Source organism: Silvania confinis, assembly GCF_025564085.1.
GTDB lineage: Bacteria > Pseudomonadota > Gammaproteobacteria > Enterobacterales > Enterobacteriaceae > Enterobacter > Enterobacter confinis.
Window position 1 is genome coordinate 525,251 of record NZ_JAMGZJ010000077.1, and the last position, 26,135, is coordinate 551,385.

Sequence of the window (26,135 nt, forward strand, 5' to 3'; positions counted from 1 at the left end):
TTGCGCGGGCCTACACGCTGTAGGCCACCCGGAAACGGACTCAAAACGGGAACAGTACCGGAATTAAGATGACGCATACCACCATCACCAGGAAGGTGAACGGTACGCCAAGCTTCACGAAATCGCTGAATTTATAGTTACCCGGCCCCAGTACCAGCGTATTGACCGGCGATGAAACCGGCGTCATAAACGCAGCGGACGCGGCCATCGCCACCATCATGGCAAACGGATAAGGCGAAACGCCCATCGATTTCGCCATTGCCAGCGCGATGGGGGCCATCAACACGGCGGTGGCAGTATTCGAGATAAACAGCCCAATAGTGGCGCACATCACGAACAGGCAAATCAACATCATGTAAGGGCCGTAACCACCGCCCAGATCCATCAATCCCTTCACCACTAAATCCACACCGCCGGTTTTTTGCAGCGCCAGGGCAAAGGGCATCATGCCGACGATCAGAATGATGCTCGGCCAGTGGATCGCTTTATAGGCGCTTTCGGCATCGATACAGCGGAACTTACCCATCAACAGGCAGGCGATGATAGCGGCAACAGGGTTGGGAATTTCATCGGTTAACATCAGAGCGACCATCAGCACCAGACAAAAAATGGCATGCGGTGCCTGGCTGTGGGCCGGAGACGCATCGCTAACTTCAATCGGTAGGTTGAGCACCACAAAGTCGCGCCCTGCCTGTCCCATCTGGGTGATCAGCTTCCAGTTCCCCACCACAAGGAAGATATCGCCCAGCTGCAGCGGTTCATTGACCACCGCGCCATCCAGCGCGACGCCGTCGCGTTTTAATCCCACCACGTTCAGGCCGAAGCGGGTACGGAAACCAATTTCACGCATGGTCTTGCCGATCAGTTCCGATTCGGGGATCAACGAAACCTCGGCCATGCCGACGTCCAACGCCTGATCGGAAAAGTACTCGCCACGCAATACCATCGGTTCCAGAAGCTGTTCGCTGCAAAAATCACGCAGATCGACATCTGCCGATGACATATCAATCAGCAGTACGTCCCGGGCGCGGAACTCGGACACGCCGTTTACATTAACGATAACCCGGCGGAATCGGCGCCAGCGTTCAACGCCGATGACGTTAGCCCCATAGCGTTCGCGCAGCTTCAGGTCGTCCAGCCGCTGGCCAATCAGTGGCGAACCGGGGCGGATAGCCAGGCGACGAGCCCGACCGGTCAGCCGGTACTCTTTAATCAAATCTCGGAAGGTGCGGCGCTTCCAGCCGTCGCGGGACTTATCCTGACTCTCGCTTTTCAGCGCAAAGCGGGTCAGCAGCATATAAACAATGCCCATCGCCAGAATCACCAGCCCCAGCGGGGTGACGCTAAAGAAACTGAACCCTTCCAGGCCTTCGCGCAGCAGCTCGCTGTTGACGACCAGGTTCGGCGGCGTCGCGACCAGCGTCATCATGCCGCTGATAAGCCCGGCGAAGCTCAGCGGCATCATCAGGCGCGACGGCGAGATGTGCATTCGCATTGAGACGCTCAGCACCACGGGAATAAAGATCGCCACCACTCCGGTAGAGCTCATAAACGCCCCGAGCCCGGCGACGGTCAGCATCAGATAAACCAACATTTTGGTTTCGCTGCTACCCGCCACCTTCACCAGCCAGGCGCCCATGCTGGTCGCGACACCGGTACGTACCAGCCCGTCGCCGATGATAAACAACGCAGCAATCAAAATAACGTTGGGATCGCTAAAACCGGAAAAGGCTTCCGGGAGCGTCAATGTGCCGCTGAGGACAAAAGCTACGATCACCAGCAGCGCCACGGCGTCCATGCGTACTTTGCCGGTCGCAAAAAGGATGATGGCGATGAGAAGCAGGCTCAACACCCAGGTTAGTTCACCGTTCAAAACAGATCCTTGTCAGAAAAGAGTGCGGGGAATAGTGCCATAAAAAAGCCCCAACAATGTGGGGCTACATCATGTGATTACACTTTCCGCGTGACGGTTACATTCCCGTCAGCGGAGCGGCTCACCGCCAGCGCCTCCAGCGTGGTGAGCACAAAATCGGCCTCATCCAGGCGCGGTGAACCGGCGGGGACATTAACGGCAATAACGTGGCTACCGGCATTGAGACCAGCCAGCACGCCGGCTGCGGCATCTTCTACTACCACGCACGCTTCAGGGGCCAGCCCCAGCAGCTCTGCGCCCAGTAAAAAGGCATCCGGTTCAGGCTTGCCGCGCTTCACGCGCTCGGCGGTAACAAACACTTCCGGCATCGGCAACCCTGCAGCCTTATGGCGCGCATGGGCCACAGGAACAGAGCCGGAAGTGACGATGGCCCACGGGATCGCGCTTTCATTCAGGTGTCTGAGCAGCTCTAGCGCCCCCGGCAGTGCGGTAATACCCTCGGTATCGGTGGCTTCTATTTGCTCAAGCCAACGAAACTCCGCCTGAATATCCGCTTCACTTCGCCCGGATAAGAAGTGCCGTAAAGAGGTAATGGCCTGTTTGCCATGGATAAAATTCAGCACGTCCTGATGGTCGATGCCATGTCTGTCGGCCCAGCGGCACCAGGAACGTTCAACAACCGGCAGCGAATCCACCAGCGTACCGTCCAGATCAAACAGAAAACCTTTACACTGCACATCAACCTCCGTCAGGCATTAATAATTTGTTGGATCTCGTTGCTGCTCAAATGGTACTGGCGCGGGCATGCGTGCCATGCGCTGAGCATGCGCTGGTATTTATCCCACATTGGCGTCTGGGCATTAAAGCCGTGCGTACCGGCATCAAAATGGGTATAGCGCCCTTCCACGTTCACCATAAAGCGCACATAGCTCAGGTAGCGGGATTCGGTGGCTGCGTCATAGCCGAGGAAAGTCACGCGACGTTCATCAATAGTCTGAGTATCTTTCAGGTTCGTCCAGGACACATGCAGCGCGTGATACATCTCCATAATGTCGATCACGATGCGACAGGTCTCTTCTTTAAGCTCACCAAACTCGCGATCCAGCTCGCGCATCTGTAAGCCAAAGCCACGTTCGACGATTGTCTGCAGGCGGCGATAGCGCTCGCCGTTATCGGGATCAAGCATAGTCATCATTTTGTACTGATTAGACAAAATCAGACGTTGAGCGTGGGTCATTTCCATCTTTCGACTCCTGTTGCGGCGATGCAGCATTAAAAAAAAGACACGGTAACGGTTTGTTACTGTGCCTTTTTTTTGTGACCGTTTCGATGATCAATCACAAGTCATCGAGGAATGTTTTATCAAGTTGCTTGAATGCCCGCTTAAGCGTGTCAGCCAGCGCCTGATAATCCGGTTTGCCTTCTACCGGCGCGAGGGACTGGCCCGCGTCCTGCAATCGGCCACGGACCTCATAAAACCACTGTAAGACCGTCGGCGGCAACGGGGTAACGGAGCGTTTGCCCAACCACCACAATCCCTGCATCGGCAGACTCAGAGCAAACAAGGCAGTGGCGACCGCTGGTCCTAGCTGTCCGCCCAGCGCGATCTGCCAGCACAGGGTAAAGATGGCGATTGGCGGCATCAGGCGAATCGCATAGCGGGTGGCGCGTATCGCGCGGTTTTCAACGAAGACGGGCGCCAGGCGCTTTTCCATCGGCCACGTCTTCGAATAGTGCTGTCCCCGACGAAACAGACTAAAGAAGCTCACGGAAGGGTTCACGGGTGTCGACATGGCTTACCTCAACTTCACATATAAAATTTAAAAAATTCGTGCAAATCCACAACTGGTCATGACAACGTTCAAAAACTTTTGTCAGCGCTACCCAGTATCAGGTATCCTGTGCCGGTCTGCAAAGGCCATAGGCGAGAATCGTTAACTCGTCAAATTATCGCACATTATGCCATTGCCGGAAAAATGCGCAAAATGGCATAAAATCATATGTATTCCTTTCGTCATGCCTGAATGTACTTCCGGCATGATGTTAATCATAAATGTCAGCGGCATCTTGCGTTACGCTCTAAGACTCACTGACGTTTTTTTAGCCACGTATCAATAATAGGTACTTCCATGTCGAGTAAGTTAGTACTGGTTCTGAACTGCGGTAGCTCCTCACTGAAATTCGCCATCATCGATGCGCTCAACGGTGAAGAGTACCTCTCTGGTTTGGCCGAATGTTTCCATCTTCCTGAAGCACGTCTTAAGTGGAAAATGGACGGCAGCAAACAAGAAGCGGCTTTAGGTGCAGGCGCCGCTCACAGTGAAGCGCTGAACTTTATCGTTAACACTATTCTGGCACAAAAACCAGAGCTGTCCGCTCAGCTGACCTCTATCGGTCATCGTATCGTTCATGGTGGCGAGAAGTACACCAAATCTGTCATCATCGATGAAACCGTGATTCAGGGTATCAAAGATGCTGCGCCATTTGCACCGCTGCATAACCCGGCTCACCTGATCGGTATCACCGAAGCACTGAAATCCTTCCCGCATTTAAAAGACAAAAACGTGGCCGTGTTCGACACTGCGTTCCACCAGACCATGCCGGAAGAGTCTTATCTGTACGCCCTGCCGTACAACCTGTACAAAGAGCACGGCGTGCGTCGTTACGGCTTCCACGGCACCAGTCACTTCTATGTGACTCAGGAAGCCGCGAAAATGCTGAACAAGCCGGTTGAAGAAGTGAACATCATCACTTGTCACCTGGGTAACGGCGGTTCCGTTTCTGCTATCCGTAACGGCGAATGCGTTGATACTTCCATGGGTCTGACCCCGCTGGAAGGCCTGGTAATGGGCACCCGTACCGGTGACATCGATCCAGCAATCATCTTCTTCCTGCACGACAACCTCGGTATGAGCGTTGACCAGATCAACACCATGCTGACCAAAGAGTCTGGCCTGCTGGGTCTGACTGAAGTAACCAGCGATTGCCGTTACGTTGAAGACAACTACACCGCTAAAGAAGATGCTAAGCGTGCGATGGACGTTTACTGCCACCGCCTGGCGAAGTACATCGGCTCTTACACTGCGCTGATGGACGGTCGTCTGGACGGGATTGTCTTCACCGGTGGTATCGGTGAGAACGCAGCAATGGTACGCGAGCTGTCCCTGGGCAAACTGGGCGTGCTGGGCTTTGATGTTGACCACGAACGTAACCTGGCTGCGCGCTTCGGTAAGTCTGGCTTCATCAACAAAGAAGGTACTCGCCTCGCGATGGTTATCCCAACCAACGAAGAGCTGGTTATCGCGCAAGACGCAAACCGTCTGACTGCCTGATTCCACACCGCCAGCAATGCTGGCGGTGCTGTTTTGTAGCCCGCCCGTTTTGGGCGGTAACGAAAGAGGATTAATCGTGTCCCGTACTATTATGCTAATCCCGACCGGAACCAGCGTAGGCCTGACCAGCGTCAGCCTCGGTGTGATCCGTGCGATGGAACGCAAAGGCGTTCGTCTGAGCGTATTTAAGCCTATCGCTCAACCCCGTTCTGGTGGCGATGCCCCTGACCAGACCACCGCGATTATTCGCGCAAACTCGACTCTGCCTGCCGCTGAACCGCTGAAGATGAGCCACGTTGAATCTCTGCTCTCCAGCAACCAGCAAGACGTGCTGATGGAAGAGATCATCGCTAACTACCACGCTAACGCACAGGATGCGGAAGTGGTGCTGGTTGAAGGCCTGGTTCCGACGCGCAAGCATCAGTTTGCCCAGTCTCTGAACTTCGAAATCGCCAAGACCCTGAACGCAGAAATCGTGTTCGTGATGTCTCAGGGTACCGATACCCCGGAACAGCTGAAAGAACGTATTGAGCTGACCCGTAGCAGCTTCGGCGGCGCGAAAAATGCTAACATCACCGGCGTTATCGTGAACAAGCTGAACGCACCGGTTGATGAGCAAGGCCGTACCCGTCCCGATCTGTCCGAAATTTTCGACGACTCTTCCAAAGCGAAAGTGGTGAAAATTGATCCGGCTAAACTGCAGGAATACAGTTCTCTGCCAGTTCTGGGCGCAGTGCAGTGGAGCTTTGATCTGATCGCAACCCGTGCGATCGACATGGCTCGTCACCTGAATGCGACCGTAGTTAACGAAGGCGACATCCAGACCCGTCGCGTGAAGTCTGTGACTTTCTGTGCGCGTAGCATTCCGCACATGCTGGAACACTTCCGCGCAGGTTCTCTGCTGGTGACTTCCGCTGACCGTCCAGACGTGCTGGTTGCAGCGTGCCTGGCCGCGATGAACGGCGTAGAAATCGGCGCGATCCTGCTGACCGGTGCCTACGAAATGGACCCACGCGTCAGCAAACTGTGTGAACGCGCGTTTGAGACCGGCCTGCCGGTATTCATGGTCAACACCAACACCTGGCAGACCTCTCTGAGCCTGCAGAGCTTCAACCTGGAAGTGCCGGTTGATGACCACCAGCGTATCGAGAAAGTGCAGGAATACGTTGCCGGTTGCATCAACGCCGACTGGATTGAATCCCTGACCGCGACCTCCGAGCGCAGCCGTCGCCTCTCTCCGCCAGCCTTCCGTTACCAGCTCACCGAGCTGGCGCGTAAAGCCGGCAAGCGCGTGGTTCTGCCAGAAGGCGATGAACCACGTACCGTTAAAGCAGCTGCAATTTGTGCAGAGCGCGGTATCGCGACCTGTGTGCTGTTGGGTAACCCGGATGAAATCACCCGCGTTGCCGCGTCTCAGGGCGTTGAACTGGGTTCTGGTATCGAAATCGTGGATCCAGAAGTGGTTCGCGAAAGCTATGTTGCTCGTCTGGTTGAGCTGCGTAAGAGCAAAGGCATGACCGAAGCCGTTGCCCGCGAACAGCTGGAAGACAACGTGGTTCTGGGTACGCTGATGCTGGAGCAGGACGAAGTTGACGGTCTGGTTTCCGGTGCGGTTCACACCACTGCGAACACCATCCGTCCACCGCTGCAGCTGATCAAAACAGCCCCTGGCAGCTCGCTGGTTTCTTCCGTGTTCTTCATGCTGCTGCCTGAACAGGTTTACGTTTACGGCGACTGCGCGATCAACCCGGATCCAACCGCTGAACAGCTGGCCGAGATCGCTATCCAGTCTGCGGACTCCGCGATTGCCTTCGGTATCGAACCACGCGTGGCAATGCTCTCTTACTCCACCGGTAACTCTGGTGCAGGTAGCGACGTTGAGAAAGTGCGTGAAGCGACGCGTCTGGCACAGGAAAAACGCCCGGATCTGGTTATCGATGGCCCGCTGCAGTACGACGCCGCAGTAATGGCTGACGTAGCGAAATCCAAAGCGCCTAACTCTCCGGTTGCGGGTCGCGCTACCGTGTTCATCTTCCCGGATCTGAACACCGGTAACACCACCTATAAAGCGGTACAGCGTTCTGCCGACCTGATCTCCATCGGGCCGATGCTGCAGGGTATGCGCAAGCCGGTGAACGACCTGTCTCGTGGCGCGCTGGTTGACGATATCGTCTACACCATCGCCCTGACCGCGATTCAGTCTTCACAGCAGCAGTAAGCAGCACCCCAACGCAAAAAGGCGACCTGATGGTCGCCTTTTTTATTGCTGCTGCGGTTAGGCTTCTTCGTGCTTAGCCGGTTCGTTACTGGCGTTGCGGCTCATCCACAGGGCCAGCGCTTTCAACGAATCCGGGGTGAAATCGTCGCAACGCGCGGTGATCTCAGCCGGCGTCATCCAGTTGACCTCACTCACCTCTTCTTCCTGCAGCGCAAACGGGCCATGAGAGACGCAGCTGAAAAGCCCGCCCCAGACGCGACAGTGCGGGTCTTCAAAATAGAACTGCCCGTGCTCGGCGAACGGCACACCGGCAATACCCAGCTCTTCTTCTGCTTCCCGGCGGGCGGACTCGAGTAATTGCTCATCGGCCTGCACCACGCCCCCGGCAGTGGCATCAAGCATGCCCGGCATAAAGTCTTTTATTTCTGTACGGCGCTGGACCAGAATTTTGCCCATGCCATCATGCACCACGATATAGGTTGCGCGATGACGCAGACGCTGCGCCCGCATTTGCTCGCGGCTCGCCTGCGCAATGACTTCATTGTCTTCGCTGACAATATCGACCCATTCAGTACTTGCCAAATGACTGTGCTCCACCATCGGGAAACCTTCTCTTTAAAGCGCTCTTGCGGCGCGTTTACTGTTGAGGAGTAAATTACGGATTAATCTCGGACTGCGCAATAACCTGGCCATCATTCAGCGTCATAACGCACAAATGGTTCTCTTCCAGCAGGCCGTAGCTGGGGGGAATACCGCCTTTAGGCAGGCTAACGGAACCGGGGTTGAAATGGAAAATGTCGCCCCGCTTTTCGGCCAGTGGAATATGAGTATGACCATAAACCAGCACATCGCCAGCGCTCAGTGCCGGCAGATTGTCAGGGCCAAAGAGATGGCCGTGTGTGATAAACAGGCGGCACCTCTCCAGCAATATCTGTTGCCAGGGCGCGGTGATCGGAAAGTGCAACAGCATCTGGTCAACTTCACTGTCGCAGTTGCCGCGCACGGCGATGATGCGTGAGGCAAAGGCATTCAGCCGATCGGCAACCTGAGCGGGCGCATAACCGTCGGGTAGCGGATTGCGTGGACCGTGATTGAGCAGATCGCCGAGGATCACCAGCCATTGCGCACCGCTCTGATTAAACAGAGAAAGCACCCTTTCTGTCGCCGGAAGCGAACCGTGAATGTCCGATGCAAACATCAGTTTCATCAATGACTCCATGTGAAGAAAAGCTGCCACATCATACCCGAATCAGCCGGGCTTATCAGCCACCGCGCTTCGCTGAAAGCGCCGCAAAGCGCTGGACGGAGGCACGCTGCCACTGGAAGGAGGCATAGTCCGCCAGCCGCGGCGGGACATCGTCACCATTAAGAACTAAGCGGTTAAGCATTAGCGCCAGATCGGCATCCGCAATACACCATTCACCAAACAGATTCGGGTTGCCGTGCGCAAGCAACGAAGACGCGGTTTCGTACAGCTGGCTGGCCGCGTGCTGACCGGCTTCGCTCAGAGCGGGTTTCTTCGCGCCGCCAAACACCACATCGGTTGAACGCTCTTCACGGATGGGTACCAGCGCGCTGCGCAGCCACGCCTGGATCTGACGCGCACGGGCACGTTTCTGCAAATCCAGAGGATAGATCCGCTCCCACTCCGGCGGTGCAAAGCGCTCCTCCAGATATTCCGCAATGGCGGACGATTCGCTGAGTTCGAAGCCTTCAATCTCCAGCACCGGCACGCGGCGCGTCAGCGCATAGCCCCGCCACTGCGGCTGAAGATGCTCGCCACGGCTGAGGTCCACGCTCTTCAGGGTAAAGGGCAAACCCTTCTCGGCCAGCGCGACATACACGCTCATGACGTACGGTGAGTAAAAATCGGCATCTGACCACAGGGTCATTGCAGGTTGGCTCATAGCATCCTCGTTGAGTGATGGGTGTGTCATCAAAATATAACCTCCAGGGCCGACTGTCACTTGATGAAATTCACGATTTATCACCACCACCTATACTCGATCCTATGCCGGGAAAATAGACTCCACAGGAGATGAAATGATTGACCTTTATTATGCCCCTACCGCCAACGGCCATAAGATCACACTTTTTCTCGAAGAGGCACAGCTGGAGTACCGCATCCAGCGCGTCGATATCAGTAAAGGCGATCAGTTTCGTCCCGACTTTCTTGCCATTTCACCGAACAATAAAATCCCCGCTATTGTCGATACACATCCCGCCGACGGCGGCGCGCCGCTGAGCCTGTTTGAATCCGCCGAGATTTTGCTGTATCTGGCAGAAAAAACCGGCAAGTTGCTTAGTGGTGAGCTGCGTGAGCGCCATGTAACGCTGCAGTGGCTGGTCTGGCAGGTGAGTGAGTTGGGGCCGATGCTGGCGCAGAATTATCACTTCAATCACGCCGCGCCGCAGCCTATTCCGTATGCCATCGAACGCTTCCAGGTGGAGACACATCGGCTGTATAACGTGCTGAATAAACGCCTGGAAAAATCACCGTGGCTCGGCGGCGATCATTACAGTATTGCCGATATTGCCTGCTGGCCGTGGGTGAATACGCATGTCAGCCATCGCGTCGATTTAGCCTCGTGGCCGGCGGTAAACAACTGGTTTGAGCGCATTCGTACCCGCCCGGCGACGGATCGTGCGCTGCAGAAATCCCAGCAAATTTAAGCGCGTACTGGCGGTTTCCTCATGTATCATGATGGAAACAATGACACGGAGGAAGCCTGCAATGTCCCAGCACAACGCTATTATTCGCATTAAAAATTTACGCTTGCGCACCTATATCGGCATCAAGGATGAAGAGCGCGCCAACAAGCAGGATATTGTCGTCAATGTGGTGATCCACTATCCGGCTGACAAATCCCGCGCCAGCGAAGATATCAATGACGCTCTCAACTATCGCACTATCACCAAAAGCATCATTAGCCATGTTGAAAGTAACCGGTTCTCTTTACTGGAAAAATTAACTCAGGATGTGCTGGATATCGCATGCGATCATCACTGGGTCACCTATGCTGAAGTAGAGATCGATAAACTTCACGCGCTGCGCTATGCCGACTCCGTCTCGATGACGTTAAGCTGGGAGCGCCAGGCGTAACCCTGGAGGCAGTATGAAGATCCTGGTAACCGGTGGCACCGGCCTGATTGGCCGTCATCTTATCCCGCGCCTGCAGGTGCTGGGTCACGAGGTGACGGTGGTCACCCGCAGCCCGGAGAAGGTGCGCCAGCTGCTCGGAGCAGGTCTCGATATCTGGAAAGGGCTTACCGAACATCAGGATCTGAACGGCTTTGACGCCGTTATTAACCTCGCAGGCGAGCCTATCGCCGACAAACGCTGGACCGAAGAGCAAAAGCAGCGGCTGTGCAACAGCCGCTGGAACATTACCCAGCGGCTGGTCGAGATGTTTAAGGCCAGCAGCCCCCCACCTTCAGTGTTTATTTCCGGTTCAGCCGCCGGTTATTACGGCGATCTGGGGGAAGTGGTGGTCACCGAAGAGGAGCCACCGCACAACGAGTTTACGCACAAGCTTTGCGCCCGCTGGGAGCAAATCGCCTGCGGCGCGCAGAGTGAACACACCCGCGTCTGTCTGCTGCGCACCGGCGTAGTGCTGGCGCCCAAAGGCGGCATCCTGGCGAAGATGCTGCCGGTGTTTAAGCTGGGGCTTGGCGGCCCCATCGGTAGCGGACGTCAGTATCTGGCGTGGATCCATATCGATGACATGGTCAACGGCATTCTCTGGCTGCTGGATAACGATCTGCGCGGCCCGTTCAATATGGTTTCCCCTTATCCGGTCCGCAACGAGCAGTTCGCCCATGCGCTGGGTCACGCCCTGCATCGTCCCGCCATTATCCGTGCTCCGGCCACCGCTATTCGCCTGATGATGGGAGAATCGTCGGTGCTGGTTTTGGGCGGGCAACGCGCGCTGCCAAAACGGCTCGAAGCCGCCGGATTTGCCTTCCGGTGGTACGACTTAGAAGAAGCCCTGGGAGATGTGGTAGGTTAAATTTCCCCAGGCGGCCATGTTAAATTGATGCGTCTGAACCACGGAAAAGGCGTCATGATGGCAACCATAACCACTTCCCGGCTTTCTCTCTCCCCTTTCGAGCCCTCAGATTGGGCTTTCTTTCGCCGGCTGCGTGAAGCGCCCGAGGTCATGCGCTACATGGCCGCTATCGCCTCAGAAAAAGAGACCCGACGCCTGTTTGCCGCGCGCCTGACTGCACAGCATACGTTTGTGATTCGCCGTCACGATGACCCCACGCCGCTGGGGGATATCGGGCTGCAAATCAGCGCACAATTCGCGCAGGAAGCCGATATTGGTTATACGGTGATCCCCGCAGCTCAGGGCCAGGGTATCGCCAGCGAGGCGCTGCGCGCCGTGTGCGACTATGCCTTTATCCGTGCAGGCGTCACAGCGGTGAATGCGTTTGTGCTGGCGGATAACGGCGGTTCAGTGCGGGTGTTAGAAAAAGCGGGGTTTGTGCGCACTCAGGTGCTGGAAAAGGCGTATGAGATTAACGGCGTACGGTATGACGACTGGGTGTATCGGCTGGAGAGCGGTGCGGCCTGAATGCCCTCACCCTGGCCCTCTCCCACAGGGAGAGGGAAAACATCCACACTACTTCAACGATCCCTTCAGGAACTGCTGCAGGCGTGCGCTCTTCGGATTAGCTAACACTTCATCCGGATGGCCCTGCTCTTCAATCTTGCCCTGATGCAGGAAAATAACGTGGTTTGAGACGTTACGGGCGAAGCCCATCTCATGGGTCACGACCACCATCGTTTTCCCCTCTTCGGCGAGCTGCTGCATGATGCGCAGCACTTCGCCCACCAGCTCAGGATCCAGCGCCGAGGTTGGTTCGTCGAACAGCAGCACCTCCGGCTCCATTGCCAGCGCACGGGCAATAGAGACACGCTGCTGCTGACCACCAGAGAGGTGCACCGGATATTTAATCTGCTGACGCTCGTCAATACCCACTTTCGCGAGGTATTTTTCGGCACGCGCCCGGGCTTCCTGTTTGCTTAAACCCAACACCTGAATCGGCGCTTCCATCACGTTCTCCAGCACCGTCATATGGCTCCAGAGGTTAAAGTGCTGGAACACCATGGTCAGACGGGTACGCAGCATCCGCAGCTGATGTTTATCCGCGACCTTCAACTGGCCGTCTTTGTCACGGACCAGATTGATGTTCTCCCCGCTGACCACAATCGTTCCTTCGCTGGGCTTTTCGAGGAAGTTAATGCAGCGCAGGAAGGTACTTTTACCGGATCCCGATGAGCCGATAATACTGATCACATCGCCCGCGTTAGCCTGTAGCGATACCCCTTTCAGCACTTCATGTTCGCCGTAGCGTTTATGCAAATCTTTAACGTTTAATTTGTTCTCAGCCATCATAATTCTCAGTGCGTCGAAGGTTTGACATGCTGCAACCAGCGTTTTTCCGCTTTACGGAAAAGGCTAATCAGGACATAGGAAATAATCAAATACAGCACCGCGGCAATGCCAAAAGCGGTAAACGGCTGATAGGTTGCCGAGTTAATATCACGGGCGATTTTCAGCAGATCCGGCACGGTGGCGGTAAAGGCCAACGCGGTGGAGTGCAGCATTAAAATCACTTCGTTACTGTAAGCAGGCAGCGCAATGCGCAGCGCCGACGGCAAAATAATGCAGCGATAGAGTTTCACCGAAGAGAAGCCGTATGCGCGCGCCGCCTCAATTTCACCGTGCGGTACCGAACGGATCGCCCCGGCGAAGATCTCGGTGGTGTATGCGCAGGTATTCAGCGTCAGCGCCAGCACGGTGCAGTTCAATCCACTGCGGAAAAAGGCGTTCAGCAGATCGGTGCCTTTGACAATCTCGAGGGTATACATGCCGGAATAGAACACCAGCAGCTGCACGTACAGCGGCGTACCGCGAAATATGTAGGTGAACAGCCAGATGGGGAAGCGAATGTAGTTATTGCTGGAAACGCGACCGATGGCGAGAAAAATCGCCAGCACGCCGCCCATCACCACCGAGGAGATCAGCAACCAAAGGGTGATCGCTACGCCGGTAAAGCGATAACCGTCGGTCCACAGCAGGGATTTCCAGTATTCCTGAATAATCTCAATCACAGGTCAGCCCTCTTCACACCCACGGAATAGCGACGTTCAAGCAGCAACAGCACACCGTTAGAGGCGGTGGTAAACACCAGATAAATCAGCCCACAAACGATGGCGAAATAGAACGGTTCCCAGGTACTTTTACCCGCCAGCTGCGTGGCTTTGACCACGTCTTCCAGTCCCAGCAGCGAGACCAGCGCGGTCGCTTTGAGGATAACCTGCCAGTTATTACCAATCCCCGGCAGCGCAAAGCGCATCATGGCCGGAAACATGATTCGACGAAAGGTTTGCGAAGAGGTAAAACCGAAGGCGGTCGCCGCTTCGATATGCCCTCTTGGTACGGCGATATACGCGCCGCGGAAGGTTTCGGTGAAATAGGCACCGTAGATAAAGCCCAGGGTAATAATACCGGCCACCATCGGGTCGATATCAATCTGTGCCATCCCGACGGCATCGGTCAAGCTGTTGAGTGCGATTTGCAGACCATAAAAAATCAGCAGCATCAGTACCAGGTCAGGAACGCCACGGATGAGCGTAGTGTATCCCTCAAACAGCAGCGCCAACGCCCGGTTGGCCGACAGTTTCGCCCCTGCACCCGCAAGGCCGATGAGCACCGCCAACACCACCGAACTGAGCGCCAGTTCGAGGGTGACGATTGCGCCTTGTAAAATTACGCCAGAAAATCCGTACAGCATACCGCCTACCCTGTCGTGAGTGGTGAAACCGTGTCTTTTCCCCTCCCGAAACAGGAGGGGTCGCACGTTATTTTGCGGGGCGATTAGCCACCGTAAACATCAAAGTCGAAGTATTTCTTCGCCAGTTTTCCGTAGGTGCCGTCGGCGCGCATTTCGGCAAACGCCTTGTTCAGTGCTTCACGCAGTTCGTTATCTTCTTTACGCAGGCCCATACCGGTACCCACGCCGAAAAGTTTCTCGTCTTTAATGGACGGGCCGCCGAACTTGTAATCTTTACCAACCGGCTGCTTGAGGAAGCCTTCGCTGGCAGCCACTTCATCCTGGAACGCGGCGTCAATACGGCCTGCGGTCAGGTCGGCATAAATATTTTCCTGGCCCTGATAGGAGACAATCTCTATCCCCTTCGGTGCCCAATGCTCATTGCCGAAGGTCTCCTGAGTCGTGCCCTGCAGTACACCGACGCGCTTGCCTTTCAGCGACTCCAGCGTCGGTTGAATGTCAGCCGATTTTGCTACCACCAGACGCGAGTCTGCTGCATAGAGTTTGTCGGTAAAGGCAATCTCCTGCTGGCGTTTTTCGGTGATCGAGAGAGAAGACATGATGGCGTCGATTTTTTTCGCTTTCAACGAGGGGATCAGCGCATCCAGTGGGTTTTCAACGAAGGTACACTCGGTTTTGATACGTTTGCACAGCTCTTTTGCCAAATCGATATCAAAACCTACCAGTTCGCCCTGCGCGTTCTTCGATTCGAAGGGGGCATAAGTAGGGTCAGTACCAATACGAACTTTTTGCGGAATTGCTGCGAATGCCGCAGTAGCGCTGGAAAATGCCAGAGCCAGAGAAAGTGACAAAACCAGTTTTTTCATATCTATCCTCAACAAACTGTCTTCTTACGGGATTTTTACGCCGACGGGGTGGTGGTAATGTGCCATTAATCGCGGCAGCAAGGCAAAAGATAATGCCCGACAAACGCAAAAAAGTGCATCATCCGTGCTTAACTATTCACTTTGTAAGCAGGATGGCGCACGCACTGCACCATTCTGGTTCATGATTGGCAGGCTCGCACCATAACAGTGAGTCATTATGGTGCGCGCCGTTCAGCCGTCGTTAGTCACCGTAGACATTGAAATCGAAATATTTCTTCGCCAGTTTGTCGTACGTGCCATCTTTACGCAGGTCGTTAAACGCTTTATCAAACGCTGCCTTCAGCTCGGTATCATCTTTACGCAGGCCGATCCCGGTACCGTCCCCAAAGTATTTTTTGTCTTTGACTGCCGGGCCGGCAAAGACAAACTCTTTACCCGCAGGCTGTTTCAGGAAGCCTTCGCTGGCAGCCACTTCATCCTGGAATGCCGCATCCAGACGACCTGCGGACAGATCGGAATAGATCAAATCCTGGTTCTGATACGCCACAACTTCGATGCCCTTCTCACGCCAGTTGGCGTTAGCATACCCTTCCTGGGTAGAGCCCTGCAGCACGCCAACGTGCTTGCCTTTCAGCGAGTCAATGGTCGGCTGGATCGGGGAGCCTTTAGCTGCGATCAAACGAGAGTTTGCGGCATACAGCGTTTCAGAGAAGGCGATCTCCTGCTGACGCTTTTCGGTAATCGACAGCGAAGAGATAATCGCATCAATTTTCTTGGCTTTCAGGGACGGGATCAGCGCGTCAAAGTCGCTGCCCACCCAGGTACATTTCACCGAGATGCGTTTGCACATCTCATTTCCCAGGTCGATATCAAAACCAACGAAGTCACCTTTCGCATCTTTCGATGAGAATGGGGCATAGGTTGCGTCAGTACCGATACGTACGGTCTGTGGGAGCGCGGCATAGCTGCTTGCCGCCGCGCTTAATCCCACCAGCAAAGACAGAGCCAGAACCGTCTTCTTCATACATTACCCTCAAGTGTCATGATTTTATTATGTAATAGGTTGTGTTGTGTGTTGCAGGCGAACTCTTGCAGGTCTTATGCCAGATTGCGAACTTCGCAAAATTACGGCGTTAAATATGTTAATGAAAGGTTGCAAGACTGCCTTAATGGTGAAAGATAGCAGGTCTGCCAAACGAACCGCAGTGGTCAGAAAGGAATAAACGAATTAAATGTTGAGGATATGATCGCGGTTGCAGAATTGCCCTGTAACAGGGCAACTTGCGGGTTTATGCACTCAGGCGGCGCACAGTGGGGCTCAGATGCCCTGCCAGCGGGCAAACAGATCCGCCGGGAGCTGAATGTCGAACTGGTCGGTGACCCGATTCACGGTTTGATTGATCACATCATCCAGCGTTTGTGGACGGTGATAAAACGCCGGGACCGGGGGCATAATCACCGCACCCAGCTCAGCGGCCTGGGTCATCAGCCGCAGATGACCTACGTGCAGCGGGGTTTCTCGCACGCACAGTACCAGTTGGCGGCGCTCTTTCAGCACCACGTCGGCGGCACGGGTAACCAGGGTATCGGTATAGCTGTGGACGATGCCGGAGAGGGTTTTAATCGAACAGGGCAGGATCACCATGCCCGCGGTTTTAAACGAGCCAGAAGAGATGCTGGCGGCGATATCACGCGCATCATGCACCACGTCCGCCAACGACTGAACATCACGCAGGGAATAATCGGTTTCGAGGGAGAGGGTCTGCCGTGCCGCCTGGCTCATCACCAAATGGGTTTCGACGTCGGTAACGCCACGCAATACCTGCAGCAAACGTACGCCGTAAATCGCGCCGCTGGCCCCTGAGATCCCTACTATCAGTCGTTTCATGATTATCGCCCTTTCCATAACTGGGCAGACTGTGCAGGATTTTGACGGGAGTTGCAAGCGAGGGCAGACGCCCTCGCTTGTGAAGATGATTAACCTTCGTTGTGCATCTCTAAGCTTTCGAGATCGTTCGCCATCTGCACGGCTTTCGCATCGTCGTTACGCAGAGAGTCGAGATAGTCAAGATACTGCTGATCCACATCTTTGGTGACGTAGATACCGTTAAACACCGAGCACTCAAACTGCTGAATGTCCGGGTTCTCGGCGCGTACCGCGTCGATCAGATCGTTCAGGTCCTGGAAAATCAGACCGTCGGCGCCGATGATCTGGCGGATCTCGTCCACTTCACGACCGTGCGCAATCAGCTCGGTGGCGGTTGGCATATCGATACCGTACACGTTCGGGAAGCGAATTTCCGGTGCCGCAGAGGCCAGATAGACCTTCTTCGCACCCGCTTCACGGGCCATCTCGATAATCTGTTCTGAGGTGGTGCCGCGCACGATGGAGTCATCCACCAGCAGCACGTTTTTATCACGGAACTCAGCGCGGTTAGCGTTCAGCTTACGGCGCACTGACTTACGGCGCAGCTGCTGGCCAGGCATGATAAAGGTGCGGCCAACGTAGCGGTTTTTAACAAAGCCCTGGCGATAAGGTTTATTCAGAATTCGCGCCATCTCCAGTGCAATATCGCAGGAGGTTTCTGGAATTGGAATGACCACATCGATATCCAGATCTTCCCACTCGCGCGCAATCTTTTCGCCAAGCTTGGTGCCCATATTGACACGGGCGCTGTAGACGGAGATTTTGTCGATGAAGGAGTCCGGGCGGGCAAAGTAGACGTACTCGAACAGGCACGGGTTGCTGACCGGGTTATCTGAGCACTGACGGGTAAACAGCTGGCCTTTCTCGGTGATGTAGACCGCTTCGCCAGGGGCGACGTCACGCAGGAACTCAAAGCCCAGCGTATCCAACGCCACGCTTTCAGAAGCCACCATATACTCGGTACGACCGTCGCCAATATCGCGCTTACCCAGCACCAGCGGGCGAATACCATTCGGATCGCGGAAAGCGACCATACCGTGGCCGATAATCATCGCTACGCAGGCATAGGCGCCGCGGATCTGACGATTGGTTGCGGCAACGGCTGCAAAAATGTTGTCTGCTTCCAGCGGATAGTGACGGAAGTTGTCCAGTTCGCTGGCAAAGATATTGAGCAGAATTTCAGAATCAGACGTGGTGTTAATGTGGCGACGCTTCTCTTCAAACAGCTTTTGACGCAGCTCATGGGCGTTGGTCAGGTTGCCATTGTGGGCAAGCGTGATGCCATACGGTGAGTTAACGTAAAACGGTTGAGCTTCAGAAGCGCTGGAACTGCCAGCGGTAGGGTAACGGACGTGACCAATACCCATGTTACCTTGCAGACGCTGCATGTGGCGGGCTTCAAACACATCGTTTACCAGGCCGTTGGCCTTACGTAAACGGAAGCAGTTGTGTGCATCAATAGTAATGATACCCGCAGCATCCTGCCCACGGTGCTGGAGCACCGATAATGCGTCATAAATAGACTGGTTTACCGGCATGAAACCGGCGATACCGACAATACCGCACATTCGACATTTCCTCGTTAAGCCACATCTCAGAACAGGTTACGTTCTGGGCAAAAAACTCGACGAGCTTTGCAGATAGTCAAAAAACCATCTGATGATAAAGCTGAACTGCGGGATAAGCTGCGACGTCTGCCAGTCTGCGCTCTTCGAGAACCCGGTGAAGGTATCAAGGAAGAACAGTATGGCGGCGACAATCAGCACACCTCGCAACGCACCAAAACAGATCCCCAGCACCCTGTCGGTTCCTGACAGACCGGTTTTTTCAACCAGCTGGCCAATCACGTAGTTGACGATGGCGCCAACCAGTAGCGTCGCGATAAACAGTACCGCGATGGCAATCCCATTTCGTACCAGTTCATCTTCAAAGCCCGTGAACCAGACAGACAGGTAAGTGTAGTAATGACTGGCAACAAAGAAAGCACAACCCCATGTCACCAGCGATAACGCTTCACGAACAAAGCCACGGATCAGGCTAACCAGACAGGAAAAACCTATTACCGCAATGATGGCGTAATCAATCCAGACCATATATGTCCCACGATTAAACGCCCTGTCATCCAGTTCGGGGCGAATTCTAACAGAAAAAGAAAACGTTTGCGTAGGGATTTCCTTCCCGCGCGTAAATAAAAAAAGCGCTGAAAAAATGTTCAGCGCCGTTGGCCGGTTGCGTCTCTTTGGACGCCTGCCTCTCCTTCCCACCGGCCCTCTCCTGCCGGAGAAAGAGGTATCAGTTGACGCTGTAGTTCATCACTACTCCGCTCAGACCTGAGAGCTGGTTGAGCTCGCCGAGCGAACCTTTAAGTTTGTCCCGTGAGGCATCCGGGCCGACGAGGATGCGGGTAATTTTACCCTGTACCGGCGTCGAAGGCGACGTGTATACGCGGTATCCCGCGCCACGTAATTTCGCCACGACCTCGTTGACTTTATCGGCATTTTTGAGCGCACCAAGCTGAACCACGTAGGCTTTGCCGGTAGGTGCAGGCTTCTCTTCCTGAACCGGCTTCGCAGGCGGTGTTTCAGCGGCGGCAGCGAGCTGTTCGCTGGCCCGGGTCTGCGGTTTTTCAACCGGTTTGGGCTTCGCAACCGGCTTAGCCTGCGGGGCAGGTTTAGGCTGCTCTGCCGGGAGCGTATCCATATCGCGATTACTGCTGGTCGGGAAGCGCGAGGGATCTAATGATGGCGCAGCGGCATCGCCCGCCTGCACCTCTTCTGCCGCGCCTTCAGGCGGCTGGGTAGGCAGGGCCTGGGCCGCGGCGGGCAGCATATCGGGCTCATCGCGGTCGCCTGGTTTTGGCACCAGCGGGATCGCCGCGAACTCATCCTGATAATGTTTTTTCTGCCCATCAAGCAGCCCCGGGAGGATAATCACCCCCAGCGCCACCAGCACAATGGTGCCTGCTAAACGGTTCTGAAACTTACTTGCCACCGGTTCTCCCCGCATCCATTACGTCCATGACATGTGCCACCGTATGGAAGGATCCACACACCAGCACGGTATCTTCTGGTCTGGCGTCCGCCATTGCGGCTCGCCATGCCTGCGCCACGTCAGCGAAGACTGCGCCCGTACCGAGGTGTTCCATCAGCTGTTGGGCAGTCGCCCCGCGCGGGCCTTCCAGAGGTGCACAATACCAGCTATCGACCACAGTCTCCATGCAGGCCAGCGTGCCGCCAATATCTTTATCATGAAGCATACCGATAACCGCCAACACGCGCCCGGTTTTTGGCAGGGATTTGAGACGTCCTGCGAGGTATGCCGCAGCATGGGGATTATGCGCCACATCCAGAATCAGACGCGGCGATTCGCTGACAATCTGAAAACGTCCGGGCAGGAGCGCATCCCGGATGCCGTCACGAATGGTCTGTTCGCTCACCGCCAGACCGCTGGCCCGCAACGCCGCCAGTGCCGTGGCCGCATTCGGCTGCGGCACCTGCGGCAGCGGCAGGTTATCCAGTGCGCCCAGCGCATCCTCAAAGTGCCAGCCGTTTTCCGCGACGCTATAGCGCCAGTCAACGTCGCGACGCAGCAGGTTTGCGCCCTTCTCCTGCGCGACATCGCCGATGGTGTGCGGCATATCAGGCTCGCCGATAACTGCCGGTTTACCCGCGCGGAAGATACCGGCTTTTTCACGACCAATGCTTTCGCGATCCGGCCCGAGCCAGTCGGTATGATCCAGCGCAATGCTGGTCACCACCGCGACATCGGCATCTACCATGTTGGTGGCGTCCAGACGCCCGCCTAAGCCCACTTCGAGGATCACCACGTCCAGCTGCGCCTGCTTAAACAGCCACAGCGCCGACAGGGTACCGTATTCAAAATAGGTCAGCGAAATATCACCGCGCGCGGCTTCGATTTCGGCAAAAGAGGCGGTGTGTTCGGATTCCGCCAGCTCCGTATTCTGCACGCGCACGCGCTCGGTATAGCGCACCAGATGCGGGGAACTGTAGACGCCCACCTTATAACCCGCCGCCATCAGTACCGCTTCCAGCGTGCGGCAGGTGGTGCCTTTGCCGTTGGTGCCAGCGACGGTGAAGACAAAGGGAGCCGGTTTCAGAACATTAAGACGCGCCGCGACCTTACTGACGCGCTCAAGTCCCATATCGATGGTTTTGCTGTGCAGGTTTTCCAGATAAGAAAGCCACGTGGCAAGGGGCGACGTGGCTTGGGGAAGAGTGTTGTTTTCCATGTTGCGCGCTTTTCAGTTACGGTTAGAAAGCAAAAGGGCAGCGCCATCTGGCTCTGCCCTTTTCAGTTATCAGGCCTCGGGTTCCTGATCCGGTACCACCACGGCTTCGCGCGGCTCATCCGGACTCGGCGACGGCAGGTTCATCAGCTTCGCCAGCACGCTTGCCAGTTTCAGGCGCAGCTCCGGACGGCGGACGATCATGTCGATAGCGCCTTTCTCGATGAGGAACTCACTGCGCTGGAAGCCCGGCGGCAGTTTCTCACGAACAGTTTGTTCGATAACACGCGGGCCAGCAAAACCGATCAGCGCTTTAGGTTCAGCAATGTTCAGATCGCCCAGCATCGCAAAACTTGCCGATACGCCGCCCATGGTCGGGTCAGTCAGTACAGAGATGTACGGCAGACCGCGCTCCTGCATTTTTGCCAGCGCCGCAGAGGTTTTCGCCATCTGCATCAGCGACATCAGCGCTTCCTGCATACGTGCACCGCCGGAAGCGGAGAAGCAGATCAGCGGACAGTTGTCTTCCAGCGCCTGCTCAACAGCACGGACAAAACGCGCACCGACAACGGAACCCATTGAACCGCCCATAAAGGCGAACTCAAAAGCGGCCGCCACAATCGGCATCTCATGCAGAGTGCCTTTCATGACCACCAGGGCGTCTTTCTCGCCGGTCTCTTTTTGCGCAGTGGCCAGACGATCTTTGTATTTCTTGGAGTCACGGAACTTCAGCAGATCTTTCGGCTCAAGTTCGCTACCCAGCTCAACCATAGAGCCTTCGTCCAGCAGACTGTGCAGGCGATTACGCGCCGACATGCGCATGTGGTGATCGCACTTCGGGCACACTTCAAGATTACGTTCCAGCTCGGCGCGGTACAGGACCTGACCGCAGCTGTCACACTTGGTCCACACCCCTTCAGGAATACTCGCCTTACGGGTTGGGGTAATGTTGCTTTTAATTCGTTCAATCCAGCTCATTGATAACCTTTCTGCCTGAACCTGGTTCTATGCCAGCTTTGCTGTAAGGGGCGCATAATGCCATTTTTGCCCCCGACAGACCATGAATGTTGCACATTAAAACATAACAGCCCGAAACTTTGGATAAAAAAGTGGTCGAACCGCGGATGTGCTTTTATTTAATCTGTTTTGCCGCCGCGCGCCGGTGGCGAATAATTTCGATCACGCCCGGCAGAATAGAAACGACAATTATCCCTACGATCAGCAACTTAAGGTTTTCCTGTATCATCGGGATGGTGCCGAAGAAATAACCTGCGTAGGTAAAGCTGAGCACCCATAACAGCGCGCCGCTCACGTTATAGAGGGCGAACTGACGGTAAGACATGTGCCCCATCCCCGCCACAAACGGGGCAAAGGTTCGGACGATCGGCACGAAGCGCGCGAGAATAATCGTTTTGCCGCCATGCTTCTCATAAAACGCATGGGTTTTATCCAGATAGCTACGACGGAAAATCTTCGAGTCCGGGTTACTGAACAACCGCTCGCCAAACAGCCGACCTATAGTGTAGTTCACCGCATCGCCGAGGATTGCCGCAATGATCATCAGCACCACCATCAGGTGTACGTTGATGTCGTTGGTTTCCAGCGACGCCAGCGCGCCCGCCACAAACAGCAGTGAATCACCCGGTAAAAACGGCGTCACCACCAGCCCGGTTTCGCAGAACAGGATCAAGAACAGAATGGCATATACCCAGACGCCATAATCAGCGACCAGTTCTGCCAGGTGAACATCAATATGCAGAATGAAATCAATCAGAAAGCGAATTAAATCCATATTGTCTAAACCTTTATTACCACGATTGCACGGCTATCAGTCCGCTAAAAACAGCGGGCCCATTGGCGGTTTCGGAAGGTTGAAATGATCCGGGTAATCTACCGAGACCAGATACAACCCTTCCGCTTTCGCCGTTGCTGCCGCTAGCGTTCTGTCCTTTGCTGCCAGCAACTCTGCAATCCAGCTCTCCGGCTGGTGTCCGGCGCCCACTTCCATCAGGCTGCCTACGATATTCCTGACCATATGATGTACAAAGGCATTCGCTTTGATATCGACCACCACGTATGCACCGTAACGCGTCACGTTAATGTGCATCACGTTACGCCACGGGGTGCGCGACTGGCACTGAACCGCACGAAACGAGGTAAAATCATTTTCGCCAATCAGTGCCTGGGCCGCGCGCTGCATGCGGTCCGCATCCAGCGGCGCGTAATAATGCGTCACGCCCTGGCCCAGAACCGCCGGACGAAGGCGCTGATTATAGATGATGTAGCGGTAGCGGCGCGCAGTGGCGCTGAAACGCGCGTGAAAATCATCCGGCACATCTTTGACCCAACGCACCGCAATGTCACCAGGCAAATTCGCATTTACGCCCAGCGTCCAGGCCGCATCTTTACGCACGGCGGTGGTGGTGAAATGCACAACCTGTCCGGTGCCATGGACACCGGCATCGGTACGACCGGCGCAGAGCACGCCGATCGGTTCGTTCGCCACCTGAGAGAGCGCTTTTTCCAGCTTTTCCTGGACGCTACGCACTTCATTCTGGCGCTGCCAGCCATAATATTTACTGCCGTCGTATTCAATCCCGAGGGCAATCTTATGCACGGGCAGTTGTTCCACGTCGGACATTAGTACAGGTACTCCTGCACCAGCTTCTCAGCAATTTTTACCGCCATCAGCGCGCCGCCGAAACGAACGTTGTCAGCCACTGACCAGAACTGGACCTGCTCCGGCATGCCGTAATCGTTACGCACGCAGCCGATGGAAAGCTGAGTATTACCCGTTGCGTCGCCAACCTGGGTCGGGAATTCACGCTCTTCTGACAGCACAATGTCCTCGCCACGCAAGAAGGCGTCGCGCGCTTCTTCTGCCGCCAGCGGACGCATCGCTTCAAAATTCACCATCTGCGCGTGGCCGTAAAAGACCGGCGACTGCACGCAGCTTGCGGAGATCATCAGCCCTTCGTCCTGCAGGATCTTGCGCACCTGATCGACGATACGGCGCTCTTCGCGCACGCTGCCTTCGCGATCCGGCAGCAGCGGCAGCATGTTGAACGCCAGCTGACGGCCAAAGAAGTCCTCTTCGTCAACCGAAATACCGTTCAGCAGCTTCGCGCTCTGCCCTGCCAACGCATCCACCGCTTTTTTACCGTGGGCAGAGGCTGACAGCAGGCTGGTGACGCTGATGCGGGAGAGTCCGCCGTCATCGATCAGCGGCTTCAGCGCAACCAGCAGCTGGCTGGTCAGGCTGTCCGGGACAGCGATGATGTTGCGGTTACGGTAATCGGCCAGCACGAACGGGTTAACGTCTGGCACAACCAGCGGCACGTCCGGCTCAAGAGCAAACAGGCCGCTTAAATCGATCACCAGACAACCCGCGTTGGTGGCTTCTTCAATATAGGTGGCCGAGGCTTCAGCTCCGGCAGCGAAAAAGGCCAGCTGCGCCTGCGTCCAGTCGAACGCAGCGGCATCCTGAACCCTTATGGATTTGCCTTCATACCGCAGATGTTCACCGGCACTCTCGTTCCGTGCCAGGGCATAAATATCCCCCACCGGAAACTGACGCTCAGCAAGAGTTTCGAGCAGGGCTTCGCCCACGGCGCCCGTAGCGCCCAGTATGGCAATGTTCCAGCCTTCAGACATGGTGGTTTACTCCAGAAATAAATAAGCGTCCCCGGCGGATTATCCGCCAGGGAGCATTAAGAAGACCTTAACGAACCGGGTGATGAACGGCGTTGAAACCCAGCTTATGCAGTAATGATGCCGCGTCAGCGTCATCACAGATCACATACAGGGAGGACCATTCGCGGCGCTCAAGATAGTGCTTACGCAGTTTGTCGAATTCACCGGGTTTACCCGCCGCTTTTCGCAGCAGCGCGTCGTCGCGGCGCACATCATACACTAAATGCACCAGCCGTTTCAGCGAAGACTGATCGAGCGGGCCGTGCAGCGTAATGCGGCCAAAATCCGGGGTCGGCAGCAGAGTATCCAGCGCCACCTGCTGAGACTTGCCAATAAAGGTGCTGTAAGCCTCGAACACCTGGGTGGTGCCGCGCGCTTTGCCTTCCAGCGTGTAGCCCGCGATATGCGCCGTGCCGATATCGACTTTATCCAACAGCGCGACGTTAAGATCCGGCTCGGGCTCCCAGACGTCGAGCACCACGCTCAGATCCTGCCCGGACTCCAGGCGCTGGAACAGCGCAGCATTGTCGACCACCGGGCCGCGGCAGGCGTTGATCAAAATGGTGCCCGGCTTCAGGCGATTAATCAGCGCGTCATCGGCCAGATGCAGGGATTTATACGGCCCGTCTTTGAACAATGGCGTGTGGAACGTCAGCACATCGCACTCGGCCACCAGCTGGTCAAGTGTACTGAAATCGCCCTCGTCGCCGCGGTCAGCGCGCGGGGGATCGCACAGCAGCGTGCGAATGCCTAACGCCTCAAGGCGCTTTTGCAGACGACCGCCGACGTTACCGACGCCGATAATTCCCACAGTGCGATCGGCAAGCGCAAACCCGTCGCGCTCGGCCAGCATCAATAATGATGAGAAAACATACTCGACAACCGCGATGGCGTTACAGCCCGGTGCGGCAGAAAAACCAATCCCCGCCTGCTGTAGCCATGCGTCATCCACATGATCGGTTCCTGCGGTAGCGGTGCCGACAAACTTCACCGCTTTGCCCGCCAGCAGCGCTTCATTCACTTTGGTCACGGAGCGCACCATCAGCGCGTCGGCATCATCCAGCTCGTCAAGCGGAATCGGGCGGCCAGGGACAGCCTTAACCTCACCCAGGCGGCTAAACAGCTCACGGGCGTAAGGCATATTTTCATCAACGAGGATTTTCACGACTGAGTACC

At 55.6% G+C, this 26,135-nt stretch carries 28 protein-coding genes; 6 read left to right on the top strand and 22 right to left on the bottom strand.

All coding sequences use genetic code 11. From position 1 onward, the window contains the following. Positions 1-40: 40 nt before the first annotated feature. From M8013_RS16490 to yfbV, 4 genes are all read right to left on the bottom strand, one after another. Complete coding sequence (locus tag M8013_RS16490) at positions 41-1,873, bottom strand: SLC13 family permease (RefSeq protein WP_271268873.1); 1,833 nt, start codon at positions 1,871-1,873, stop codon at positions 41-43. A gap of 77 nt (positions 1,874-1,950) precedes the next feature. Further along, positions 1,951-2,610 carry a sugar phosphatase gene (locus M8013_RS16495; protein ID WP_271268874.1) on the bottom strand — a complete coding sequence of 220 codons (660 nt, stop codon included), beginning with the start codon at positions 2,608-2,610 and terminating at the stop codon, positions 1,951-1,953. An 11-nt stretch (positions 2,611-2,621) separates the two neighbouring features. Next, positions 2,622-3,116 (bottom strand): YfbU family protein, encoded by a 495-nt coding sequence (locus M8013_RS16500; protein WP_271268875.1) that lies wholly within the window; start codon positions 3,114-3,116, stop codon positions 2,622-2,624. Between the two features lie 94 nt (positions 3,117-3,210). Then, on the bottom strand, positions 3,211-3,666 hold the full coding sequence (gene yfbV / locus M8013_RS16505; protein ID WP_271268876.1) for a terminus macrodomain insulation protein YfbV: 456 nt from the start codon (positions 3,664-3,666) through the stop codon (positions 3,211-3,213). Between the two features lie 336 nt (positions 3,667-4,002). Between yfbV and ackA the strand changes: the two genes are divergently transcribed. Both ackA and pta read left to right on the top strand, forming a co-directional pair. Further along, positions 4,003-5,205, top strand: a complete 1,203-nt coding sequence (ackA, locus tag M8013_RS16510) for an acetate kinase (RefSeq protein WP_271268877.1) — start codon at positions 4,003-4,005, stop codon at positions 5,203-5,205. Between the two features lie 76 nt (positions 5,206-5,281). Further along, complete coding sequence (gene pta / locus M8013_RS16515) at positions 5,282-7,423, top strand: phosphate acetyltransferase (protein ID WP_271268878.1); 2,142 nt, start codon at positions 5,282-5,284, stop codon at positions 7,421-7,423. 57 nt (positions 7,424-7,480) lie between these two features. Here the strand turns inward: pta and yfcD are convergent, their stop codons facing one another. Genes yfcD through yfcF form a run of 3 tightly spaced genes read right to left on the bottom strand, consistent with a single transcriptional unit; the run spans position 7,481 to position 9,330 of the window. After that, entirely contained in the window at positions 7,481-8,023 is a 543-nt protein-coding gene (yfcD, locus tag M8013_RS16520) for an NUDIX hydrolase YfcD (protein WP_271268879.1), read from the bottom strand. A gap of 55 nt (positions 8,024-8,078) precedes the next feature. Further along, positions 8,079-8,630: a phosphodiesterase gene (gene yfcE, locus M8013_RS16525; protein WP_271268880.1), complete on the bottom strand. Its 552-nt coding sequence runs from the start codon at positions 8,628-8,630 to the stop codon at positions 8,079-8,081. A 55-nt stretch (positions 8,631-8,685) separates the two neighbouring features. Then, positions 8,686-9,330: a glutathione transferase gene (yfcF, locus tag M8013_RS16530; RefSeq protein ID WP_271268881.1), complete on the bottom strand. Its 645-nt coding sequence runs from the start codon at positions 9,328-9,330 to the stop codon at positions 8,686-8,688. A gap of 136 nt (positions 9,331-9,466) precedes the next feature. Here yfcF and yfcG point away from each other — a divergent pair, with 136 nt between their 5' ends. The 4 genes from yfcG (at position 9,467) to M8013_RS16550 (ending at position 12,000) form a co-directional block, all read left to right on the top strand. Continuing rightward, positions 9,467-10,096 (top strand): GSH-dependent disulfide bond oxidoreductase, encoded by a 630-nt coding sequence (yfcG, locus tag M8013_RS16535; protein WP_271268882.1) that lies wholly within the window; start codon positions 9,467-9,469, stop codon positions 10,094-10,096. A gap of 61 nt (positions 10,097-10,157) precedes the next feature. Beyond that, on the top strand, positions 10,158-10,526 hold the full coding sequence (gene folX / locus M8013_RS16540) for a dihydroneopterin triphosphate 2'-epimerase (RefSeq protein WP_271268883.1): 369 nt from the start codon (positions 10,158-10,160) through the stop codon (positions 10,524-10,526). 13 nt (positions 10,527-10,539) lie between these two features. Next, entirely contained in the window at positions 10,540-11,433 is an 894-nt protein-coding gene (locus tag M8013_RS16545; RefSeq protein WP_271268884.1) for a TIGR01777 family oxidoreductase, read from the top strand. 57 nt (positions 11,434-11,490) lie between these two features. Then, the gene (locus tag M8013_RS16550; protein WP_271269104.1) at positions 11,491-12,000 is read left to right on the top strand and encodes a GNAT family N-acetyltransferase; all 510 of its coding nucleotides are present in this window, start codon (positions 11,491-11,493) and stop codon (positions 11,998-12,000) included. 48 nt (positions 12,001-12,048) lie between these two features. On the opposite strand, the gene hisP is transcribed toward M8013_RS16550, so the two are convergent. The 15 genes from hisP to pdxB form a co-directional block, all read right to left on the bottom strand. Then, the gene (gene hisP, locus M8013_RS16555) at positions 12,049-12,822 is read right to left on the bottom strand and encodes a histidine ABC transporter ATP-binding protein HisP (protein ID WP_271268885.1); all 774 of its coding nucleotides are present in this window, start codon (positions 12,820-12,822) and stop codon (positions 12,049-12,051) included. Positions 12,823-12,830: 8 nt separating this feature from the next. Then, positions 12,831-13,544 (bottom strand): histidine ABC transporter permease HisM, encoded by a 714-nt coding sequence (hisM, locus tag M8013_RS16560; protein ID WP_271268886.1) that lies wholly within the window; start codon positions 13,542-13,544, stop codon positions 12,831-12,833. Next, the gene (locus M8013_RS16565) at positions 13,541-14,227 is read right to left on the bottom strand and encodes a histidine ABC transporter permease HisQ (RefSeq protein ID WP_271268887.1); all 687 of its coding nucleotides are present in this window, start codon (positions 14,225-14,227) and stop codon (positions 13,541-13,543) included. Before M8013_RS16565 ends, hisM begins: the two co-directional genes overlap by 4 nt. A gap of 83 nt (positions 14,228-14,310) precedes the next feature. After that, positions 14,311-15,093, bottom strand: a complete 783-nt coding sequence (gene hisJ / locus M8013_RS16570; RefSeq protein ID WP_271268888.1) for a histidine ABC transporter substrate-binding protein HisJ — start codon at positions 15,091-15,093, stop codon at positions 14,311-14,313. A gap of 241 nt (positions 15,094-15,334) precedes the next feature. Next, a complete protein-coding gene (gene argT, locus M8013_RS16575; protein ID WP_271268889.1) occupies positions 15,335-16,117 on the bottom strand; it encodes a lysine/arginine/ornithine ABC transporter substrate-binding protein ArgT in 783 nt (260 codons plus the stop codon). 294 nt (positions 16,118-16,411) lie between these two features. Next, positions 16,412-16,981, bottom strand: coding sequence for a UbiX family flavin prenyltransferase (locus M8013_RS16580; RefSeq protein WP_271268890.1), 570 nt, complete (start codon positions 16,979-16,981; stop codon positions 16,412-16,414). 89 nt (positions 16,982-17,070) lie between these two features. After that, a complete protein-coding gene (gene purF, locus M8013_RS16585; RefSeq protein ID WP_271268891.1) occupies positions 17,071-18,588 on the bottom strand; it encodes an amidophosphoribosyltransferase in 1,518 nt (505 codons plus the stop codon). Positions 18,589-18,624: 36 nt separating this feature from the next. Then, positions 18,625-19,113 carry a colicin V production protein gene (cvpA, locus tag M8013_RS16590; RefSeq protein ID WP_271268892.1) on the bottom strand — a complete coding sequence of 163 codons (489 nt, stop codon included), beginning with the start codon at positions 19,111-19,113 and terminating at the stop codon, positions 18,625-18,627. A gap of 199 nt (positions 19,114-19,312) precedes the next feature. Next, positions 19,313-20,011 (bottom strand): cell division protein DedD, encoded by a 699-nt coding sequence (gene dedD / locus M8013_RS16595; protein ID WP_271268893.1) that lies wholly within the window; start codon positions 20,009-20,011, stop codon positions 19,313-19,315. Further along, complete coding sequence (gene folC, locus M8013_RS16600) at positions 20,001-21,269, bottom strand: bifunctional tetrahydrofolate synthase/dihydrofolate synthase (protein WP_271268894.1); 1,269 nt, start codon at positions 21,267-21,269, stop codon at positions 20,001-20,003. Before folC ends, dedD begins: the two co-directional genes overlap by 11 nt. A 69-nt stretch (positions 21,270-21,338) precedes the next feature. Then, positions 21,339-22,244 carry an acetyl-CoA carboxylase, carboxyltransferase subunit beta gene (gene accD, locus M8013_RS16605; protein WP_271268895.1) on the bottom strand — a complete coding sequence of 302 codons (906 nt, stop codon included), beginning with the start codon at positions 22,242-22,244 and terminating at the stop codon, positions 21,339-21,341. Positions 22,245-22,398: 154 nt separating this feature from the next. Beyond that, positions 22,399-23,058, bottom strand: a complete 660-nt coding sequence (locus tag M8013_RS16610; protein WP_271268896.1) for a DedA family protein — start codon at positions 23,056-23,058, stop codon at positions 22,399-22,401. 36 nt (positions 23,059-23,094) lie between these two features. Further along, positions 23,095-23,907 carry a tRNA pseudouridine(38-40) synthase TruA gene (truA, locus tag M8013_RS16615; protein ID WP_271268897.1) on the bottom strand — a complete coding sequence of 271 codons (813 nt, stop codon included), beginning with the start codon at positions 23,905-23,907 and terminating at the stop codon, positions 23,095-23,097. Continuing rightward, positions 23,907-24,920, bottom strand: coding sequence for an aspartate-semialdehyde dehydrogenase (locus M8013_RS16620; RefSeq protein WP_271268898.1), 1,014 nt, complete (start codon positions 24,918-24,920; stop codon positions 23,907-23,909). The genes truA and M8013_RS16620 overlap by 1 nt, the downstream gene beginning before the upstream one ends. Before the next feature lie 67 nt (positions 24,921-24,987). Further along, positions 24,988-26,124: a 4-phosphoerythronate dehydrogenase PdxB gene (gene pdxB / locus M8013_RS16625; RefSeq protein WP_271268899.1), complete on the bottom strand. Its 1,137-nt coding sequence runs from the start codon at positions 26,122-26,124 to the stop codon at positions 24,988-24,990. Between the last annotated feature and the right edge of the window lie 11 nt (positions 26,125-26,135).

Coding starts and splice junctions, on each gene's coding strand:
- M8013_RS16500 (WP_271268875.1), bottom strand. CDS start 3,116: ATGGAAATGACCCACGCTCAACGTCTGATTTTGTCTAATCAGTACAAA.
- yfbV (WP_271268876.1), bottom strand. CDS start 3,666: ATGTCGACACCCGTGAACCCTTCCGTGAGCTTCTTTAGTCTGTTTCGT.
- ackA (WP_271268877.1), top strand. CDS start 4,003: ATGTCGAGTAAGTTAGTACTGGTTCTGAACTGCGGTAGCTCCTCACTG.
- yfcD (WP_271268879.1), bottom strand. CDS start 8,023: ATGGTGGAGCACAGTCATTTGGCAAGTACTGAATGGGTCGATATTGTC.
- yfcE (WP_271268880.1), bottom strand. CDS start 8,630: ATGAAACTGATGTTTGCATCGGACATTCACGGTTCGCTTCCGGCGACA.
- yfcF (WP_271268881.1), bottom strand. CDS start 9,330: ATGAGCCAACCTGCAATGACCCTGTGGTCAGATGCCGATTTTTACTCA.
- yfcG (WP_271268882.1), top strand. CDS start 9,467: ATGATTGACCTTTATTATGCCCCTACCGCCAACGGCCATAAGATCACA.
- folX (WP_271268883.1), top strand. CDS start 10,158: ATGTCCCAGCACAACGCTATTATTCGCATTAAAAATTTACGCTTGCGC.
- M8013_RS16545 (WP_271268884.1), top strand. CDS start 10,540: ATGAAGATCCTGGTAACCGGTGGCACCGGCCTGATTGGCCGTCATCTT.
- M8013_RS16550 (WP_271269104.1), top strand. CDS start 11,491: ATGGCAACCATAACCACTTCCCGGCTTTCTCTCTCCCCTTTCGAGCCC.
- hisP (WP_271268885.1), bottom strand. CDS start 12,822: ATGGCTGAGAACAAATTAAACGTTAAAGATTTGCATAAACGCTACGGC.
- M8013_RS16565 (WP_271268887.1), bottom strand. CDS start 14,227: ATGCTGTACGGATTTTCTGGCGTAATTTTACAAGGCGCAATCGTCACC.
- hisJ (WP_271268888.1), bottom strand. CDS start 15,093: ATGAAAAAACTGGTTTTGTCACTTTCTCTGGCTCTGGCATTTTCCAGC.
- argT (WP_271268889.1), bottom strand. CDS start 16,117: ATGAAGAAGACGGTTCTGGCTCTGTCTTTGCTGGTGGGATTAAGCGCG.
- M8013_RS16580 (WP_271268890.1), bottom strand. CDS start 16,981: ATGAAACGACTGATAGTAGGGATCTCAGGGGCCAGCGGCGCGATTTAC.
- purF (WP_271268891.1), bottom strand. CDS start 18,588: ATGTGCGGTATTGTCGGTATCGCCGGTTTCATGCCGGTAAACCAGTCT.
- cvpA (WP_271268892.1), bottom strand. CDS start 19,113: ATGGTCTGGATTGATTACGCCATCATTGCGGTAATAGGTTTTTCCTGT.
- folC (WP_271268894.1), bottom strand. CDS start 21,269: ATGGAAAACAACACTCTTCCCCAAGCCACGTCGCCCCTTGCCACGTGG.
- accD (WP_271268895.1), bottom strand. CDS start 22,244: ATGAGCTGGATTGAACGAATTAAAAGCAACATTACCCCAACCCGTAAG.
- M8013_RS16610 (WP_271268896.1), bottom strand. CDS start 23,058: ATGGATTTAATTCGCTTTCTGATTGATTTCATTCTGCATATTGATGTT.
- truA (WP_271268897.1), bottom strand. CDS start 23,907: ATGTCCGACGTGGAACAACTGCCCGTGCATAAGATTGCCCTCGGGATT.
- M8013_RS16620 (WP_271268898.1), bottom strand. CDS start 24,920: ATGTCTGAAGGCTGGAACATTGCCATACTGGGCGCTACGGGCGCCGTG.